Source organism: Clostridium sp. BSD9I1 (genome assembly GCF_900185645.1).
Classification (GTDB): Bacteria; Bacillota; Clostridia; order Clostridiales; family Clostridiaceae; genus Clostridium_AK.
Genome location: NZ_FYAM01000027.1, coordinates 245,435 through 260,460, shown reverse-complemented (window position 1 = coordinate 260,460; position 15,026 = coordinate 245,435). Strand labels below are relative to the sequence as shown.

The 15,026-nt window shown below is 32.3% G+C and carries 18 protein-coding genes, 1 riboswitch and 1 other annotated feature; of the genes, 5 read left to right on the top strand and 13 right to left on the bottom strand.

The window, feature by feature from the left end; translation table 11 throughout:
- Positions 1-93: 93 nt before the first annotated feature.
- Together BSD9I1_RS18145 and BSD9I1_RS18140 are read left to right on the top strand one after the other, a co-directional pair.
- The gene (locus BSD9I1_RS18145; protein ID WP_186431498.1) at positions 94-669 is read left to right on the top strand and encodes a hypothetical protein; all 576 of its coding nucleotides are present in this window, start codon (positions 94-96) and stop codon (positions 667-669) included.
- Positions 670-928: 259 nt separating this feature from the next.
- On the top strand, positions 929-1,507 hold the full coding sequence (locus BSD9I1_RS18140; RefSeq protein ID WP_186431497.1) for a hypothetical protein: 579 nt from the start codon (positions 929-931) through the stop codon (positions 1,505-1,507).
- Positions 1,508-1,580: 73 nt separating this feature from the next.
- On the opposite strand, the gene BSD9I1_RS18135 is transcribed toward BSD9I1_RS18140, so the two are convergent.
- Positions 1,581-2,489, bottom strand: coding sequence for a prenyltransferase (locus BSD9I1_RS18135; protein ID WP_186431496.1), 909 nt, complete (start codon positions 2,487-2,489; stop codon positions 1,581-1,583).
- Positions 2,490-2,637: 148 nt separating this feature from the next.
- Between BSD9I1_RS18135 and BSD9I1_RS18130 the strand changes: the two genes are divergently transcribed.
- The 3 genes from BSD9I1_RS18130 to BSD9I1_RS18120 are packed head-to-tail and all read left to right on the top strand — an operon-like array spanning position 2,638 to position 5,028.
- The gene (locus BSD9I1_RS18130; protein WP_186431495.1) at positions 2,638-3,561 is read left to right on the top strand and encodes an ABC transporter substrate-binding protein; all 924 of its coding nucleotides are present in this window, start codon (positions 2,638-2,640) and stop codon (positions 3,559-3,561) included.
- Positions 3,561-4,283, top strand: a complete 723-nt coding sequence (locus BSD9I1_RS18125; protein ID WP_186431494.1) for an ABC transporter ATP-binding protein — start codon at positions 3,561-3,563, stop codon at positions 4,281-4,283. Before BSD9I1_RS18130 ends, BSD9I1_RS18125 begins: the two co-directional genes overlap by 1 nt.
- Complete coding sequence (locus BSD9I1_RS18120; RefSeq protein ID WP_186431493.1) at positions 4,276-5,028, top strand: ABC transporter permease; 753 nt, start codon at positions 4,276-4,278, stop codon at positions 5,026-5,028. Before BSD9I1_RS18125 ends, BSD9I1_RS18120 begins: the two co-directional genes overlap by 8 nt.
- Positions 5,029-5,090: 62 nt before the next feature.
- Here BSD9I1_RS18120 and hydE read toward each other — a convergent pair whose 3' ends face one another.
- From hydE to BSD9I1_RS18060, 12 genes are all read right to left on the bottom strand, one after another.
- Positions 5,091-6,140: a [FeFe] hydrogenase H-cluster radical SAM maturase HydE gene (gene hydE, locus BSD9I1_RS18115; protein ID WP_186431492.1), complete on the bottom strand. Its 1,050-nt coding sequence runs from the start codon at positions 6,138-6,140 to the stop codon at positions 5,091-5,093.
- A gap of 44 nt (positions 6,141-6,184) precedes the next feature.
- Complete coding sequence (locus tag BSD9I1_RS18110) at positions 6,185-7,054, bottom strand: transposase (protein WP_186431491.1); 870 nt, start codon at positions 7,052-7,054, stop codon at positions 6,185-6,187.
- 390 nt (positions 7,055-7,444) lie between these two features.
- A complete protein-coding gene (locus BSD9I1_RS18105) occupies positions 7,445-7,771 on the bottom strand; it encodes a CGGC domain-containing protein (RefSeq protein ID WP_186431490.1) in 327 nt (108 codons plus the stop codon).
- Positions 7,772-7,902: 131 nt separating this feature from the next.
- Positions 7,903-8,088, bottom strand: a riboswitch (cobalamin riboswitch).
- A 77-nt stretch (positions 8,089-8,165) separates the two neighbouring features.
- Complete coding sequence (locus BSD9I1_RS18100; protein ID WP_186431489.1) at positions 8,166-9,146, bottom strand: glycerophosphodiester phosphodiesterase family protein; 981 nt, start codon at positions 9,144-9,146, stop codon at positions 8,166-8,168.
- Between the two features lie 69 nt (positions 9,147-9,215).
- On the bottom strand, positions 9,216-9,959 hold the full coding sequence (locus tag BSD9I1_RS18095; RefSeq protein ID WP_186431488.1) for an amino acid ABC transporter ATP-binding protein: 744 nt from the start codon (positions 9,957-9,959) through the stop codon (positions 9,216-9,218).
- 12 nt (positions 9,960-9,971) lie between these two features.
- Positions 9,972-10,655: an amino acid ABC transporter permease gene (locus tag BSD9I1_RS18090; RefSeq protein WP_035306129.1), complete on the bottom strand. Its 684-nt coding sequence runs from the start codon at positions 10,653-10,655 to the stop codon at positions 9,972-9,974.
- A gap of 12 nt (positions 10,656-10,667) precedes the next feature.
- On the bottom strand, positions 10,668-11,480 hold the full coding sequence (locus tag BSD9I1_RS18085) for an amino acid ABC transporter substrate-binding protein (RefSeq protein WP_186431487.1): 813 nt from the start codon (positions 11,478-11,480) through the stop codon (positions 10,668-10,670).
- A 172-nt stretch (positions 11,481-11,652) separates the two neighbouring features.
- Positions 11,653-11,901 (bottom strand) — a binding site (T-box leader).
- A 132-nt stretch (positions 11,902-12,033) separates the two neighbouring features.
- Positions 12,034-12,294: a hypothetical protein gene (locus BSD9I1_RS18080; protein ID WP_186431486.1), complete on the bottom strand. Its 261-nt coding sequence runs from the start codon at positions 12,292-12,294 to the stop codon at positions 12,034-12,036.
- Between the two features lie 81 nt (positions 12,295-12,375).
- Positions 12,376-12,747, bottom strand: a complete 372-nt coding sequence (locus BSD9I1_RS18075) for a hypothetical protein (protein ID WP_186431485.1) — start codon at positions 12,745-12,747, stop codon at positions 12,376-12,378.
- 23 nt (positions 12,748-12,770) lie between these two features.
- Positions 12,771-13,136, bottom strand: coding sequence for a DUF2089 domain-containing protein (locus tag BSD9I1_RS18070; protein ID WP_186431484.1), 366 nt, complete (start codon positions 13,134-13,136; stop codon positions 12,771-12,773).
- A gap of 312 nt (positions 13,137-13,448) precedes the next feature.
- Positions 13,449-13,808, bottom strand: a complete 360-nt coding sequence (locus BSD9I1_RS18065; protein WP_186431483.1) for a VOC family protein — start codon at positions 13,806-13,808, stop codon at positions 13,449-13,451.
- A gap of 45 nt (positions 13,809-13,853) precedes the next feature.
- The gene (locus BSD9I1_RS18060) at positions 13,854-14,861 is read right to left on the bottom strand and encodes an asparaginase (protein ID WP_186431482.1); all 1,008 of its coding nucleotides are present in this window, start codon (positions 14,859-14,861) and stop codon (positions 13,854-13,856) included.
- Positions 14,862-15,026 lie beyond the last annotated feature (165 nt).

The following is a 15,026-nucleotide window of genomic DNA, read 5'->3' as shown; positions in this document are numbered from 1 at the left end:
TTTCATTAAAAAATACAAAAATACGTGTTTTTTTGTCAATTTAGCAAATAATATATTTGTATTAATAATAATCAGTAGTAAGGAGGATTTTATATGAAAATTAAGGTTTTATTATCAGTACTAGTTTTATCACTTACTTTATCTGTTGGATGCGCTCGACAAAATAATACTAATCAAACACCTAATACAACACAAAACCAAAATCAAAATCAAGGAAGCAAACCAGATGGTGTAACAACTGCATCAATAGTAGATAATGCCGCAGCTTTTGAAAAGGCAATTGGTACAAATGGTACCTGGATCATTGCTATAGTAAAAGATATAAGTACTGATAAAGATTTAGTGCTTGAAGGTGAATATAAAAATGGTAAGAAAGATAAAGATGGTAAGGATATAATTCAGCGTAAAATAGCTCTTTATACTCAAGATGAAAAACGTAATGTAACTGCTAGATTTACTTTAACCGCTCCAAAGTTAACTATTAACAGCCCAAATGCTAGTATCCAGCATGGAACTTTTAAAGGGGATCTTTATGTTTCAACTAAAGATTTCCAATTAGTTGATGCTAAAGTTGATGGAAATATATATTTCACTAATGATGCAGCTAAAGCTGGATTTAAAATGGATGACAAGAGCAGTGTAACTGGAAAGCAGGAAGTAAAGAAATAATTTATATAATAGTGAACTTAATTTATCAATTAATTCAGATTACCTTTAAACCCTATGCTTGCCGTAGGGTTTTCACCTTTTATGCATAGTTATTGCAGTGAATTATATGTTCTTTACTCCTTTGCCGTTAATTACCCACCATTCCCATCAATTTCCTCATACTTTTTTATGAAATAATATCGAAATATATACTATTTTAGAATAATTTATATTATAATATAATCTGTATCAAAAATTTTTATACATAGGGGGATCTTAAATGAAAATTAAGGTTTTATTATCAACACTTGCTCTATCACTTACTTTATTAGCTGGATGCGGAAGCAGACCTGCTGAACAAACAGCAACTAAGCCTGAAACTAAGACAGAAACTAAGGCTCCAGCTGAAAAGGTTGACACTGTAACAACTGCTTCAATAGTGGACAAGGCAGAAGCTTTCGAAAAAGCTATAAGCAAAGATGGTACTTGGATTATCGCAACATTAAATGATTTAACTATTGACAAGGACCTTGTACTTGAAGGCGAATTCAAAAACGGTAAAAAAGATAAAGATGGTAAGGATGCTATCCAACGTAAAATAGCTCTTTACACTCAAGATGACAAGCACGTTGTAACTGCTAGATTTACTTTAACTGCTCCAAAATTAACTATAAAGAGCCCACAGGCTAGAATCCAAAGCGGAACTTTCAAAGGTGACGTATACGTTGAAACAAAGGACTTCCAATTAGTAGATGCTAAAATTGAAGGTAACGTATACTTCGCGAGCGAAGAAGCTAAAGCTGGATTTAAAATGGATGACAAGAGCAGCATAACTGGAAAGCAAGAAGTAAAGAAATAATATATAATTTTTAGTGCCACCCACATGACAAGTGGCAAGTTAATGTAACTTGCCACTTGCCACGAGGGTGGCACTATTTTATTAATGCAATTATAGTTATTAAATTAAAGGTTATGTGTAGAATATTTGTTACACGTATTCCGCTAGTTTTTGGTCTAGAAACTGTTTTATAAGCCTTAATGGCTATTGGCAAGGTTATATAAACTAGTAATGCTAATACGGGTAAGCCCTTTGTAATAACTAATATAGTTGTCATTAAATATGCTGCAACTATTATTGAAACATAAATTGCTTTACCAGCCTTAATACCTAGTATAACTGTAAGTGTTCTTATCCCAAGATTTTCATCTCTTTCGTAATCTCTTATCTCATTTGACATCATAAGCAGTGGAATCATCAATCCTGCTGGCAGTGCACCTATTACAGGGGTGATAGAATATTCACTTGTAAATACAACATAAGAACCTAATACCATTAAAGGCCCCATAAGTACAAGGGACAATATAGCTCCAAGTCCCCTTTTCTTATATACAAAGGGTTCTCCAGTATAGGCATAAGAACCTACAATACCAGCTATTCCAATATAAATGAGTTTTGGAGTGCTTAAATACATGAGTATTAGTCCTATGAACCCAGTTCCCGCTAAGCATAACATGCTAAATGCAAATACTAAAAGGTCAAAGGCAGTTCTTTCGTACTTTAAAAATTTATAGGTCTTTTCTCCTGGCCTATGATATTTAAAAGACCCTTCATAAAAATCATTTATTAAGTTCGCACATCCCTGTACAAGCATGCCTCCTATAGTAACTAATACTATCTTAAGTACATCTAATTTAAGGTTTCCTGTAAATAACTTTCCTTCCCTATGAGCCATTAACATACCTAAAGTGGTTGAGGCCACAGCAAGTGTAAGCGATAAAGGTCTTAGTGCAATCCATAAGTCCTTTATGAGTTTTTTAATATATTCCTTTGTATATTTCATGATCACATCTCCTGAAAGTTTATATATTCTTAGCAATACATACTTAATTATACATGAGCGTGTTGAAAACTCAACAACAAAGTAATACAATTAAATAGTGCCACTTGCCATGTGGGTGGCACTACAAAAACAGATGGGGGATGTAAAAGTGAAAAATATTAAGAAGTTATCAGCAGTACTGTTAGCTGTTATGATGGCATTTGCAGTTGGATGCAGCTCAAAGAAAACTGCTGAGGATACTACAAAGGAAAATTTAAAATTAAAAGTTGGAGTTATGCCTGCAGTAGACTCAGCACCTATATTTCTTGCAGCTAAAAAGGGATATTTCAAAGAACTTGGATTAGATGTAGATGTGCAAGTTTATACAAATGCAATGAATAGACAAAGCGCTCTCCAAAGTGGTGAATTAGATGGAGCCATGACAGATGTTATTGCTTTAGTGAATAACGTTCAAAATGGTTTTGATATAAAGGTTACAACAAGCACAGATGGATCCTTCCCTTTCTTAATAAAAAAAGGATTTGAAGAAAAGAAAGATATTAAGGTTGGAATGATGGAAGTAAGCGTGTCCAACTATTTATCTGATAGAAGTCTGGGAGATAAATACAATGTAGAAAAGGTTTATATAAATGAAATTCCTGCTAGACTTGAAATGATTAATAAGGGCAACTTAGATATGGCTGTTATTCCTGAGCCAATGGCTTCTCAAGGAGAATTAAATGGACTTGGCAAAAAACTTATACAAAATACTGATGAATTTTCACCAGATATAATGGTGTTTACAGGAAAAGCTATAAAGGAAAACGAGAAAGCAGTTAAGCTATTTCATGAAGGTTATAACAAGGCTATTGAAGAAATAAATAAAAGCGATACTGAAGCAAGAGAAATATTAATAGAAAAGTTAAAATTAAAGCCAGAGATTAAAGATAAAATCATTTTACCAAAATACAATAAGGCAAGAGTACCTAGTAAAGAATACCTTGAAACTATTATGAATTGGAACGAAAAGGTACTAAAGAAGAAAATAGATTTAAAATATGAGGACTTAGTTGAAGGGAAATTCGTAAAATAATGATTGAAGTAAAAAACATAGATGTGTGTTATGGTGAGGAGAAAGCCTTAGATAAGCTTTCTCTAAATATCGATAAGAATACTACTTGTGCTGTAATTGGTCCATCAGGATGTGGAAAGACTACACTTTTATATACCTTAGCTGGAATTATAAAACCAGCTTCAGGTAATATATTTATTGGCGGCCAGGAGCTCACTGGTATAAGAAAAGATACAGGGTTAATTCTTCAGGATTATGGGCTTCTTCCATGGAAAAATGTTTGGGATAATATTGCATTTCCTTTAAAATCTAGAGGCTTTAAAAAATCTGAAATTAACGATAAAGTTTCCTCTATATTAAAAAGCTTAAGTATGGATGAATATAAAAAAAAGCTTCCCGGCGAGCTTAGCGGTGGGCAAAAACAAAGAGTTGCAATTGGAAGAACCTTAGCCCTAGAACCTGATTTACTTCTTATGGATGAGGCATCTTCAGCTCTAGATGCTATAACAAAGGAGCATATTCAAAATCTTATATTGAATATATATAAGGAAAGTCATCTCACTTTAGTAATGGTAACCCACAATATTGAAGAAGCTGTTTTCCTTGGACAAAGGATTATAGTTATGGGTGATGGAAAGATCAATCATATAATAGATAATCCATACTTTGGAGATGAAAATTTAAGAAACAACTTGGAATTTTATAAAATATGTCTTGAGGTAAGGAAGTGGTTAAATGGCTAAGCTTAAAGCCTTCATATATAACAAAACTTTATATGGAATCTTTATAGTAGTGCTATTTTGGTACATACTTCATTTAACTGTAAGTTCTTCGGCAATACCTTCTCCCTATAAAACAATTTTGAACTTTATTGAGATTTTTCCAGGAACATTAAGCCTTCATCTACTAGTAAGCCTAGCTAGGGTAACTACAGCAATTTTAATTTCATTAGTATTTGGAAGCTTAATTGGACTTTGGATTGGCATGAGTGAGAAAGCCGATGAACTTATAACGCCCATAGTATACATACTATATCCGCTGCCTAAAATAGCTTTTCTGCCAATACTGATGATTTTATTTGGTCTTGGTAACACCCCTAAGGTTGTACTTATAATTATAATAATTATTTTTCAAATTATTGTAGCTGCGAGGGATGGAGTTCGAGAAATACCAAAGGAGCTCTTTTATTCCGTAACCTCCCTTGGATTAAACAAAGTTCAAACTTACAGGCATTTAATAATTCCAGCAGTGCTTCCTAAAATAATAACTGCCTTAAGAATTAGTGTTGGTGTTAGCATATCTGTGCTATTCTTTGGTGAAAATTTTGCAACAACCTATGGTATTGGTTATTTTATAATGAATAGCTGGCTAATGGTAAACTATGTTGAAATGTTTAGCGGAATATTAGCCCTTAGCATAATGGGATTTTTAATATTTAAGATTATTGATATACTGGAAAATAAGCTCTGTAGATGGATTAAAATATAGTGCCACCCACATGGCAAGTGGCAAGTTACTTTAACTTGCCACTTGCCATGTGGGTGGCACTTTTATTTATTCCTTAAAGATTTAAGGCTATGTCCTTTAGATGTTGAAACCGTTCTTCCTATAGATCTTATCTTTCCTGAAATACAATTAAAGCAATGACCTGGTGTATCATTTATGCATATCTTACCTGGATAAAGAGCATATAATTTTCTATAGTCTCCTTCAGTTATATTAGGCATAACAACATTAGCACCACTTTGAAGAGCTATTATTCTTCCATTTTTATTTAAAGTCTCCATAGCTGTTGTAGCAGGTATGTTTATATCTGGTAATAAGAGCCTTGTTAATGCCATAACCTTTAAGCTCATTGTAAACTCCCTGCCCTTTGCATCCTTTAAAGGAGTATCTTCATTAGGAATAAATGGTCCAAGTCCTATCATATCTGCATCTATTTCTTTGAAAAACAATATATCATCTGCTAAAGATTCTATAGTTTGGTTAGGCAGCCCTACTAAGTTACCTGTTCCTATTTGATATCCTAATGATTTTAAATCTCTAATACATCTTTTTCTGTTTTCATGATTCATAGCTGGGTCTAACTCTTCATATAGCTTTTCATCTGTAGTTTCTATTCTAATTAAATATCTATCTGCTCCAGCTTCCTTGTAAGCCTTATACTCTTGAAAGGTTTTTTCCCCTAAACTTAAGGTAACTGCTATGTCCATTTTCTTTAAGCTAGATATTATATTCGAAAGCATGTCTACTGTGTAATAATCATCTTCTCCAGATTGCATAACAATACTTTTGTATCCATAACCTACTGCTTTTTTTGCTAATTCTATTATTTCATCAGGCATCAATCTATATCTTTCAACATTTTTATTAGCTGCCCTTAATCCACAATATAAGCAATTACGTTTACATGTATTTGAAAACTCAATTATTCCTCTTAAATGCACTTCATCCCCTACATACTTTTTTCTAACTCTATCAGCTGCACTAAAAAGTTTCTCATTTATGCTATTATCTTTAAGTAAGATAACCAACTCTTCTTTGCTTAAATTATGAGTTTCCTCAGCTTTCTTAATTAATTGTAAGCTTTTATCGTCCATTGCTACGATCCTCCTAAGGTGCCACCCACATGGCAAGTGGCAAGTTACACTATTTTATTTCTTGAAATTAACTTACTTATGGTCGATGGTGCCGCATTAAAATATTCTGCTATTTCCTTTAAGGAATAACATTCACTTAATGCATATCTTATAATTTTTATTTTTGCTGCGGTGAGGCATTGTTTCCTGGCCCCATTCCTAATCTCCATAAGTGTAGATTTATTTATATTAAGTTTTGAAATTACTTCATCTAATGGTTTACGATTTAGTCTTGCAAAATTACTAAAATCCTTGCCCTCATTTGAAAATGGCGTTTCTTTAAGATTAAATGCTGCCTTTGTAATTTCATAATCCTTATCTTCATCAATTTCATCTCCAGGTGAATTAACAAGCTTTAAATACTGCTTAGAAGCCCTTTCCCTACTGTCCCCTAAGATACTTAATATAAAATTAGCATTGATACCTGAATTTATGTTGTTTTTATAAAAATAATGACTGCTCCAAGGATAATCCTCTAAACTATCACATATATCAGCCTTTATTGGATTTCTATGTATATACCTTAAAAGCCATACTAAATAAGCATTGTTGTCAACTAACTTACTCTTATATCTACTATCAAATGCGTGACCTGTCCTATTTAATATACCTTTTATATATTTTCCTAGTAAATTGTCCAAATAAAACATTATTTCATTTATTGGAGATTTATTAGTTTTCATAAGTAAATGATAATGGTTATCCATAATTACATAAGCTAAAATCTCATAGTCAAACTTGGTATTATATTTTTTCAAACATCTTAAGATAAATGATTTTACATTATCATCCTGAAATATGTATTCTTTATTATTTCCTCGTTGATAAATATGATATATTGCTCCCTCATAGATAATTCTATTCTTTCTTGACATATGCTTTCACCCCTGTAAATGGTTTATCTAAACTATTCACACTTTTATAAAAAATATACATAAAATCAGAAATTCTACAAGGTATCATTAATTTATCAGTTGTAAATCCTCACTTGCCACTTGCCACGTGGGTGGCACTAGCGGCACTATTATTTTGATTTTATACTAGTTGATACCTTTATGGCAAGTGGTAAGTTGAACTATCTTAATTTAACAGAGATTTAGCTTAATAAATGTAATTTAGGTTTCATTAAAAATAATTTATTTCCATTAATAACCTGAAAATTTTACAGCTAAGGGAACCCCTACAAGGTTCCCTTTAATAAAACAATTAAATTTTATATATCTTAAATATCAACTTGCCACTTGCCACGTGGGTGGCACTAGGCACTAATGCGTTCCCTCTATTACTTCTATGTTATGATTTTCAAAAATTTGTTTTATTTCATGGGCCCTATTAGCCTTGCACTTTTTAATAATACAAACCGCTAAATGAATTCTTTTTACACCTGCTTCTTGAAGTTTTTTTGCAGTCTTTAATAAATTTTCATCAGAATTTTTGGAACAAGCATCACATGTAGCAAATGCCATCATTTCCAAATTCTCATCCTTTTCATAAATACTAAAAGCCTTATTTCTATTATTATAAGCCTTAAAACATCCCATGGTTGAGCATGTACCATTTGTGTTTTCACATGCTATAATAGCTATTTTCATATATTATTCTCCTCTTTTCTCATTATTGTAAAGTCATAAAACAAATAACCCTTCAACGTTTAGTTAAAGGGCTGTCTATCCAAAATGCATATAAGTCATTTTAATCTTCCTCCCCCTATTACTCGTAGAGTTTTTGGCAATATAAAACAGGCAGGTGTTCTGACTCGAGCATCAACATTTTTTCAGCCTTCCCAGTTTCCCAGTGGCATATTGAAAAAACTATTCTCTTACAGCGGCGAGACCGTGTGGGACTTTCACCCAGCTTCTCTTTTAATCAACAGATAAAAATCTATTGAACCCATTTTATAAACTACTAATTTAGTATACTTATTGTACTATAAATCCTGCTTATATGGCAAGTGTTAACTCATTCCATAACTTATATAAGAAATTTTTATTTGTAAAATAATGGGCCTATCTTATCAACACGATTTGTCCAAATACCTCCAGTATAGTTAGGTGGTAGATTTTTCAAGTCTTCGGCAGTATCAAATCCTTCAGAAAATTCCCCGCTGCCGCCTACAACAATTACACGAGTATTTACACTATCCATTCGATTTAGAAATCGGCTTCCCCACCCCCATAGAATAGAAGCGTATTTTAATGGTATATGCAATTCAGTATTTCTACAGGCCTTTGGAATATACCCTGTCCAACCTATGGCAATATAAGAAATCAGTGATTTTTTCAGCGTTGCCTTTGACATAACTCGAAGATTAGGTAACTCTTTCTGTAATAAAGCAATAGGTTTGTCTCCTCCATATACAGCCAATTTATTTAAACTTTCTTTGGGTAGCTTAGAAAGATATTGAACAAGCTGCTGCCCATCTTCTGTTTTATCAGTTTTAATATGAATCAAAAAAGAACCTTCTGGGAATTTAGTAAGAACATCATCTAATGAAGGCATAAGTCCTGTTCCTTTACCTCGAAAAGGAAATGTCTTCCCTCCATCTGCAGTGTAGTTATACCCAACGTCAAGTAATCTCAACTCGTCCATTGTATAATCTTTTATAAGGTCTTTTCCATTGGTTCTATATTCTAGTGTCCAATCATGAAAAACAGCAAATTTCCCATCCTTGGTTGGCTGAATATCAAGTTCAACTATATCAGCTCCATATTTAAAAGCTGCTTCCATAGAAGGGATTGTATTTTCTAAAAAAGGATGTTCAGGCTTATGAATGCGCTGAGCTGTATTGGTTTCATTGGTTATTCCCTCCATACTAAAGGTTTGTGCAAGCCCACGATGTGCAAGTATAGTTGGTTTTCCTGTTTGCTGTTTTGTAAACAGAGAGCTGTTATTCACGTAGACAAATGCAAATAATATTATAAAAAATATTGCCCATCTTTTCTTTATTATCTTTTTAAATTTGTCCATTTTTCCCCCATAGTTCATAAATTAAGCGTCATCTACTTGCCACTTGCCACGTGGGTGGCACTAATCAACCTAATCATCTATAATACTCAAAAACTTCTTCAAGCGCTCATTGCCTGTATTTTCAAAAACCTGCTCTGGTGTACCAACTTCAACAATTGACCCATTTTCCATGAATACAACCTTATGAGCTGCATCTCTTGCAAAACTCATTTTATGAGTTACTACTACCATAGTCATTCCCTCTTTAGAAAGATCTTTCATTACCTTTAGCACCTCAGCTGCCAGCTCTGGATCTAATGCAGAAGTAGGCTCATCAAATAACAAAACTTCAGGTTCCATTGCCATGGCACGGGCAATAGCTACTCTTTGCTGCTGGCCACCTGAAAGTTCACAGGGATACTGATCTTTTTTCTCTAAAAGTCCAACCTTTTGTAAAAGCTTAAAACCTTTTTCACGAGCCTCTTCCTTTGAACGCTTCAATACTGTTACCTGTCCCTCCATTATATTTTCTATAACGGTCATATGAGGAAAAAGATAAAAGCCTTGAAATACCATCCCAGTTTGTTTTCTTAGCGCTTGTACTTCACTAGTAGAAATCTTTTTATTTCCACTAAACATTACCTCATTTTTCCCAATTGCTATGGAACCCTCGTTTGGAGTCTCTAATAAATTTATACATCTTAATAGAGTGGTTTTCCCTGAACCTGATGGTCCAATAATAACCGCTGTCTCTCCCTTATTAATCTGTAAATCTATACCCTTTAAAATCTCATTCTTACCAAAGCTTTTGTGTAAGTTTTTTATGTTTATCATAAAACCCCTCCTTTACCTAGTTGTATATCTTTCAAGTCTTTTTTCTAACCTATTCTGAAACACTGATAATACACTACTGAACATAAGATAGATAACCGCTGTTTCAATATATAACCAAAGAGGTTCATAAGTTGCAGCTGTAATTCTCTGAGCTATCATGAACATTTCAGTAACGGTTATGGTTGCAGCAAGTGATGTATCTTTAACAAGACTTATAAAAGAATTAGCTAGTGGAGGTATGGAAACTCTAGTAGCTTGAGGAAGAATTACTCTTCTTAGTGCTTGTTTATATGTCATACCTATGGAGTATGCAGCCTCCCACTGACCTTGAGGTATAGATGTAATAGCAGCTCTTATAACCTCGGAATTATATGCACCTACACTTAAGGTAAAACCAATTATACCCGCAGTCAGCGCGTTTAATGTTACACCTGCCGCTGGAAGCCCATAAAATATGATAAACAATTGAACTAGGAGTGGTGTCCCCCTTACTATCCAAACATAAAACTTAGCTAATAACACCAATGGTTTAAAATTCGATATTCTCGCTAAAGCTGTAAGCAAAGCAAGAACTAATCCAAGAGAAAAGGATATAATGGCAAGGGGGACTGTAAATTCCAATCCCGCCTTTAATATAGGTAAAAATGAGCTTATTAGTATATCTATTATTCTTGTCGCTCTTTCATCAAAATTCATCTTGTCACCTCGTTATTTTGATACATCAGTACCAAACCACTTTTGAGAAATTTTTAAGTACGTACCATCTGACTTCATATCTGCAAGTGCTTTATTTACTGCATCTACTAATTCCTTATTTCCTTTTCTAAATAATACAGCACTTTGCTCAGCATTATTATAATCAGCTACTGACTTTATTGGTGCATCTGGCTTTTGCTTTTTTAAATCTAAGAAAGATAAGCTATCATTAATAGTGGCATCTACTCTCTTTGAAGTTAAAAGGTCAATGGCTTGATTAAAACCATCAATTTGAACCAGCTCTGCTCCATTACTTTTTGCAATCTTACCAAGATTACTTGTTAAAGATTGAGCAGATTTTTTACCTTTTAAGTCTTCGAATTTTTTAATATCTTGGTTATCGCTTCTTACGATAAGTACAGCTCTTGATGTTATATATGGAGTTGAAAAATCATACTTTTTCTCACGCTCAGGATTTATTGAAACTTCATTTAATACCGCATCAAACCTCTTTGCATCAAGGCCTGCAAACATACCATCCCATTTTGTTTCAACAAACTCTGCTTTTACACCAAGACGTTTTGCTATTTCATTTGCTATTTCCACATCAAATCCCGTTAAGGTTCCATTGCTATCATGGAAAGTAAATGGAGCATATGTTCCTTCAGTACCTATACGAATTTTACCATCATTCTTTATTGTTTCTAATAAGTTTTTAGGTGCAGTTTCTTTACCTGCATTATTATCTTTTGTTGAACATCCTGTAACACCTATAATTAAAGTTAAAGCTAAAACAGCACTCACAAATATATTTCTTTTTTTCATTTTTATTTCCTCCAATTTTTATAATATCCTTGATATTAATTTTATTTATAGTATCTTATATTTCTTGAAAAATTATTTAATCAATAACTCCCCCTTATTTCGATTTTTTCTATGTTATAATTATTTAAATACATTGGTATACTTTGAAAACAAAAAACTCCTGCCTCTAAAACATAGAGGTAGAAGTTATATTCCACGGTCCCACTCTAATTATCACGAATATAAACAAATTCATGACTCTCATCAATTTAGGCACAAACATACCTTAACGCTTTAACGAGCGTACCCGCTGCCGTCTACTTATTTTCGAGACAGTGCTCAAAGATGCATTCATATAGATTACACTCAAAACCCCTTTCAGCCTAGAGGGTTTCTCTCTGTAAGTTTAGTCTATACTACTAATTCTTATCATAGCATTTTTATTTTCTTTCATATAACAGTAATCTTATAGGAATACTATATATTATTTTATTTTTATTGTCAACATTTTTATAAAATTGTTTAATGGTAATTATTACTGACTATAATCACGCTTGCATATTTTACCTTATAATTAAACTATTATAGTTACTTCTGTTCCATCTCCAGCTTTTACTTCTACCATCTTTAATCCCTTATAAACTTTTAACACATCAAACCCTTTTTTAAGTTCCTTAAGGTCGATATTTTCAATATATTTTCTTTGCTCTTCAGTAATGTACCGCTTTGCAATTGATATTCCAAAGTTGCCACAGCCAAGAGCCATTTTTATAAGTCCTATTGGTGCTGGTATTTTAAAGCTTCTTCCAGTATTAAGCTTTATATAAATTCTCAATCTTATTCTCCCTTTCATTTAATAGGCAAATTAAATGAAGCATGTTTACTTCATATTTAAGTCAGTGACCTAATAAAATTTTTATTCTATAGAAACTTCAACTATATCCCCATTGCTGCTTTTTACATCCACTATCTTTCCTTCAAGACCTGAATCAATAGCTTCCATAATCATCTTTATATCTATTCCCTCTTGCTCCGACACACCTGGTATTTTAATATTATTAACAGCATTGCCTATAGCTTTTAAAAACTTAACTGGTACATTTACATTTACTGTATCATTGGTGCTTGACAGCACTCTAACTTTAAGCATTTTATCTAAATTTTGTGATACAGTAAGCTGTTGTGCACTACTAGACTTATCAAGTGCTTCAATAAGTTCCGTAGCCTTTTCTGAATCGATTTTACCGTCTTCAACCATTTTTAAAATTCTTTTAACCTCTTCCTTCATTTTACAATCCACCCTTTCAAATTTTAATTACCCTTCATCATATTTACAGCCTGCTCAGCTGATATTTCACCCTTTTCCAGCATATCAAGTATTTCCTTGTTGTCTACTGTAGGCTTTTTTACTACCGTATAACCAAGAGCTGAAACAACCTCATCTAGCTTAGCTCTTACAGTTGGATAGGATATTCCAAGCTCTTTTTCAACATCCTTAATATTGCCTCTACACTTTAAAAAAACTTCCATGAAATTAAGATATTCTTCTCCTAAATACTCGAACTTAGAAAATTCAAAGTCATTTTCAATAACAGTGCCGCATTTATCACATCTAAGCCTGATAGCTTTTAATTTTCCATTACATATAGGACATTTGCTTATTACCCTATAAGCCATAATCATCCTCTCCTTTTCTGTATCTTCATTATAATACTATTTTTACAACAATTCAATAATATAATTAAAATATTTAATTTAAAACCAGATTATTTTAAGATAAATCAATTATAAAATTAATTTATTTAATTTAGTCTTTAATAATTTAAATATAAGTTTCTTTAACAAGCTTCTGGATAAAATTTCCTTATTTTTCATTTATCTTAACCACCTTTATTAATAACAATGAAAAATATCATTAAATCCATTTTTGTTTTTTGAAAGCAAAAAGACACCTTCCATAGGAGGTGCCAAATGCTCTAGTTATATAGACTATATATTTTCTACAAACTGAATCTTTAACCCATTTGGATCTGTCACATAAAAAAACTTAACATGTGGATTAGGTTGAAATGGTCCACTATATTCTATGCCTTTATTCTTAAGTAATTCCATCATTTTATCCACAGATTCTATTTCAAATCCCCATGAAATATCGCTTCCCACATTAACTTCTTTATTATTTTCATTATATATTAACTCAATCTTTGTTTCTCCGTCCCCTAAAAATGCAATTTCAGTTCCTGGACCAGCTTTAAATCTTTTATCCACTGTAAGTCCAACTATTTCTTGATAAAATTTTAAAGAATCCTCCATATTCTTAACCATTAATGTACTCCAACAAAATTTCATAACTTATTTTCCCCCTTGAATAAATATTATTTTTATATTTAAATTTTAAGCTAATTTTTCAATAATCAAGTCATTACGTATAGATGTCAAGAACAGCTGCTTGGCTTTTTCCTTATCTTTGGTTTGTCCAAGTACCCACATGAGCTTTGTTACTATTGCCTCTGTCGACATATCATAACCTGGAATTACTGCATACTTTAAGGCCTTTTGTCCAACTTCATATTTGCTCAAATCAGTGCCCTCTAAAAGCACCTGAGTTTTTATAACTACAATCTTTCCCGCCTCATCCAGCATTTTTAACTTAGCTAAGAAATTCTTTTTATTCTCAAAAGGAATTCCCCCGCTGCCATAGCTTTCTATAATTATCCCTAAATACTTATCACTTAAATAGTCAAGTATATCAGGATCCGTTGCAGGAGTTAGCTTTAATAAGAAAATATTAGTACATAGAGATTTATAAAATGTAAGCTCCTGTTCCTTTTTATAAATGGAAACTTGGTCATTATATTTAATCTTATTTTCTTCAATACTTGCTAAATAAGGATAGTTAATACTTTCAAAAGCATTATAGCTTTTTGTTCTTAATTTTTCCGCACGAGATCCACAGATTACCTTTCCATCAAAGACGATGAATACTCCGCCTACCCCATTACATGCAAATTGGATGGCATTTATTAAATTTCTTTTTGCATCTGTTTCTTTAAATATAATAGGCTTTTGAGCACCTGTAATAACAATTGGCTTGTTAGAATTTTGTATCATATAAAAAAGTGCTGCAGAGGTATATGCCATAGTATCCGTACCATGAGTTATAACAAATCCATCATAATTATTATAACTTTTTTCAATATATTCAACAATATTTACCCAATATTCTGGGTGCATATTAGTACTGTCAATATTTAATATTTGTACAGCATCAATTTGGCAGATATCCTGTACTTCTTTTGTGTAACTTAAAAGACTTTCTCCCGTAAGAGCTGGTGCAAGTCCATCATTGCCTTCTGCACAAGCAATAGTTCCCCCTGTAGATAACAGTAATATTTTTTTCATATAACTTTCTCCTTATATAATAATTATTTCCGCTAATTTAAACAACAAAATCATACACTACACTTATAGTACATGCCTATATAATAAATAATTATAAACTTGCATAGGAAGTAGTCAATATAAAAAAACATAAAAAAGTTTTATTAAATAAAGTATATTTGATAA

Coding starts and splice junctions, on each gene's coding strand:
- BSD9I1_RS18145 (WP_186431498.1), top strand. CDS start 94: ATGAAAATTAAGGTTTTATTATCAGTACTAGTTTTATCACTTACTTTA.
- BSD9I1_RS18140 (WP_186431497.1), top strand. CDS start 929: ATGAAAATTAAGGTTTTATTATCAACACTTGCTCTATCACTTACTTTA.
- BSD9I1_RS18135 (WP_186431496.1), bottom strand. CDS start 2,489: ATGAAATATACAAAGGAATATATTAAAAAACTCATAAAGGACTTATGG.
- BSD9I1_RS18125 (WP_186431494.1), top strand. CDS start 3,561: ATGATTGAAGTAAAAAACATAGATGTGTGTTATGGTGAGGAGAAAGCC.
- BSD9I1_RS18120 (WP_186431493.1), top strand. CDS start 4,276: ATGGCTAAGCTTAAAGCCTTCATATATAACAAAACTTTATATGGAATC.
- hydE (WP_186431492.1), bottom strand. CDS start 6,140: ATGGACGATAAAAGCTTACAATTAATTAAGAAAGCTGAGGAAACTCAT.
- BSD9I1_RS18110 (WP_186431491.1), bottom strand. CDS start 7,054: ATGTCAAGAAAGAATAGAATTATCTATGAGGGAGCAATATATCATATT.
- BSD9I1_RS18105 (WP_186431490.1), bottom strand. CDS start 7,771: ATGAAAATAGCTATTATAGCATGTGAAAACACAAATGGTACATGCTCA.
- BSD9I1_RS18100 (WP_186431489.1), bottom strand. CDS start 9,146: ATGGACAAATTTAAAAAGATAATAAAGAAAAGATGGGCAATATTTTTT.
- BSD9I1_RS18095 (WP_186431488.1), bottom strand. CDS start 9,959: ATGATAAACATAAAAAACTTACACAAAAGCTTTGGTAAGAATGAGATT.
- BSD9I1_RS18090 (WP_035306129.1), bottom strand. CDS start 10,655: ATGAATTTTGATGAAAGAGCGACAAGAATAATAGATATACTAATAAGC.
- BSD9I1_RS18085 (WP_186431487.1), bottom strand. CDS start 11,480: ATGAAAAAAAGAAATATATTTGTGAGTGCTGTTTTAGCTTTAACTTTA.
- BSD9I1_RS18075 (WP_186431485.1), bottom strand. CDS start 12,747: ATGAAGGAAGAGGTTAAAAGAATTTTAAAAATGGTTGAAGACGGTAAA.
- BSD9I1_RS18070 (WP_186431484.1), bottom strand. CDS start 13,136: ATGGCTTATAGGGTAATAAGCAAATGTCCTATATGTAATGGAAAATTA.
- BSD9I1_RS18065 (WP_186431483.1), bottom strand. CDS start 13,808: ATGAAATTTTGTTGGAGTACATTAATGGTTAAGAATATGGAGGATTCT.
- BSD9I1_RS18060 (WP_186431482.1), bottom strand. CDS start 14,861: ATGAAAAAAATATTACTGTTATCTACAGGGGGAACTATTGCTTGTGCA.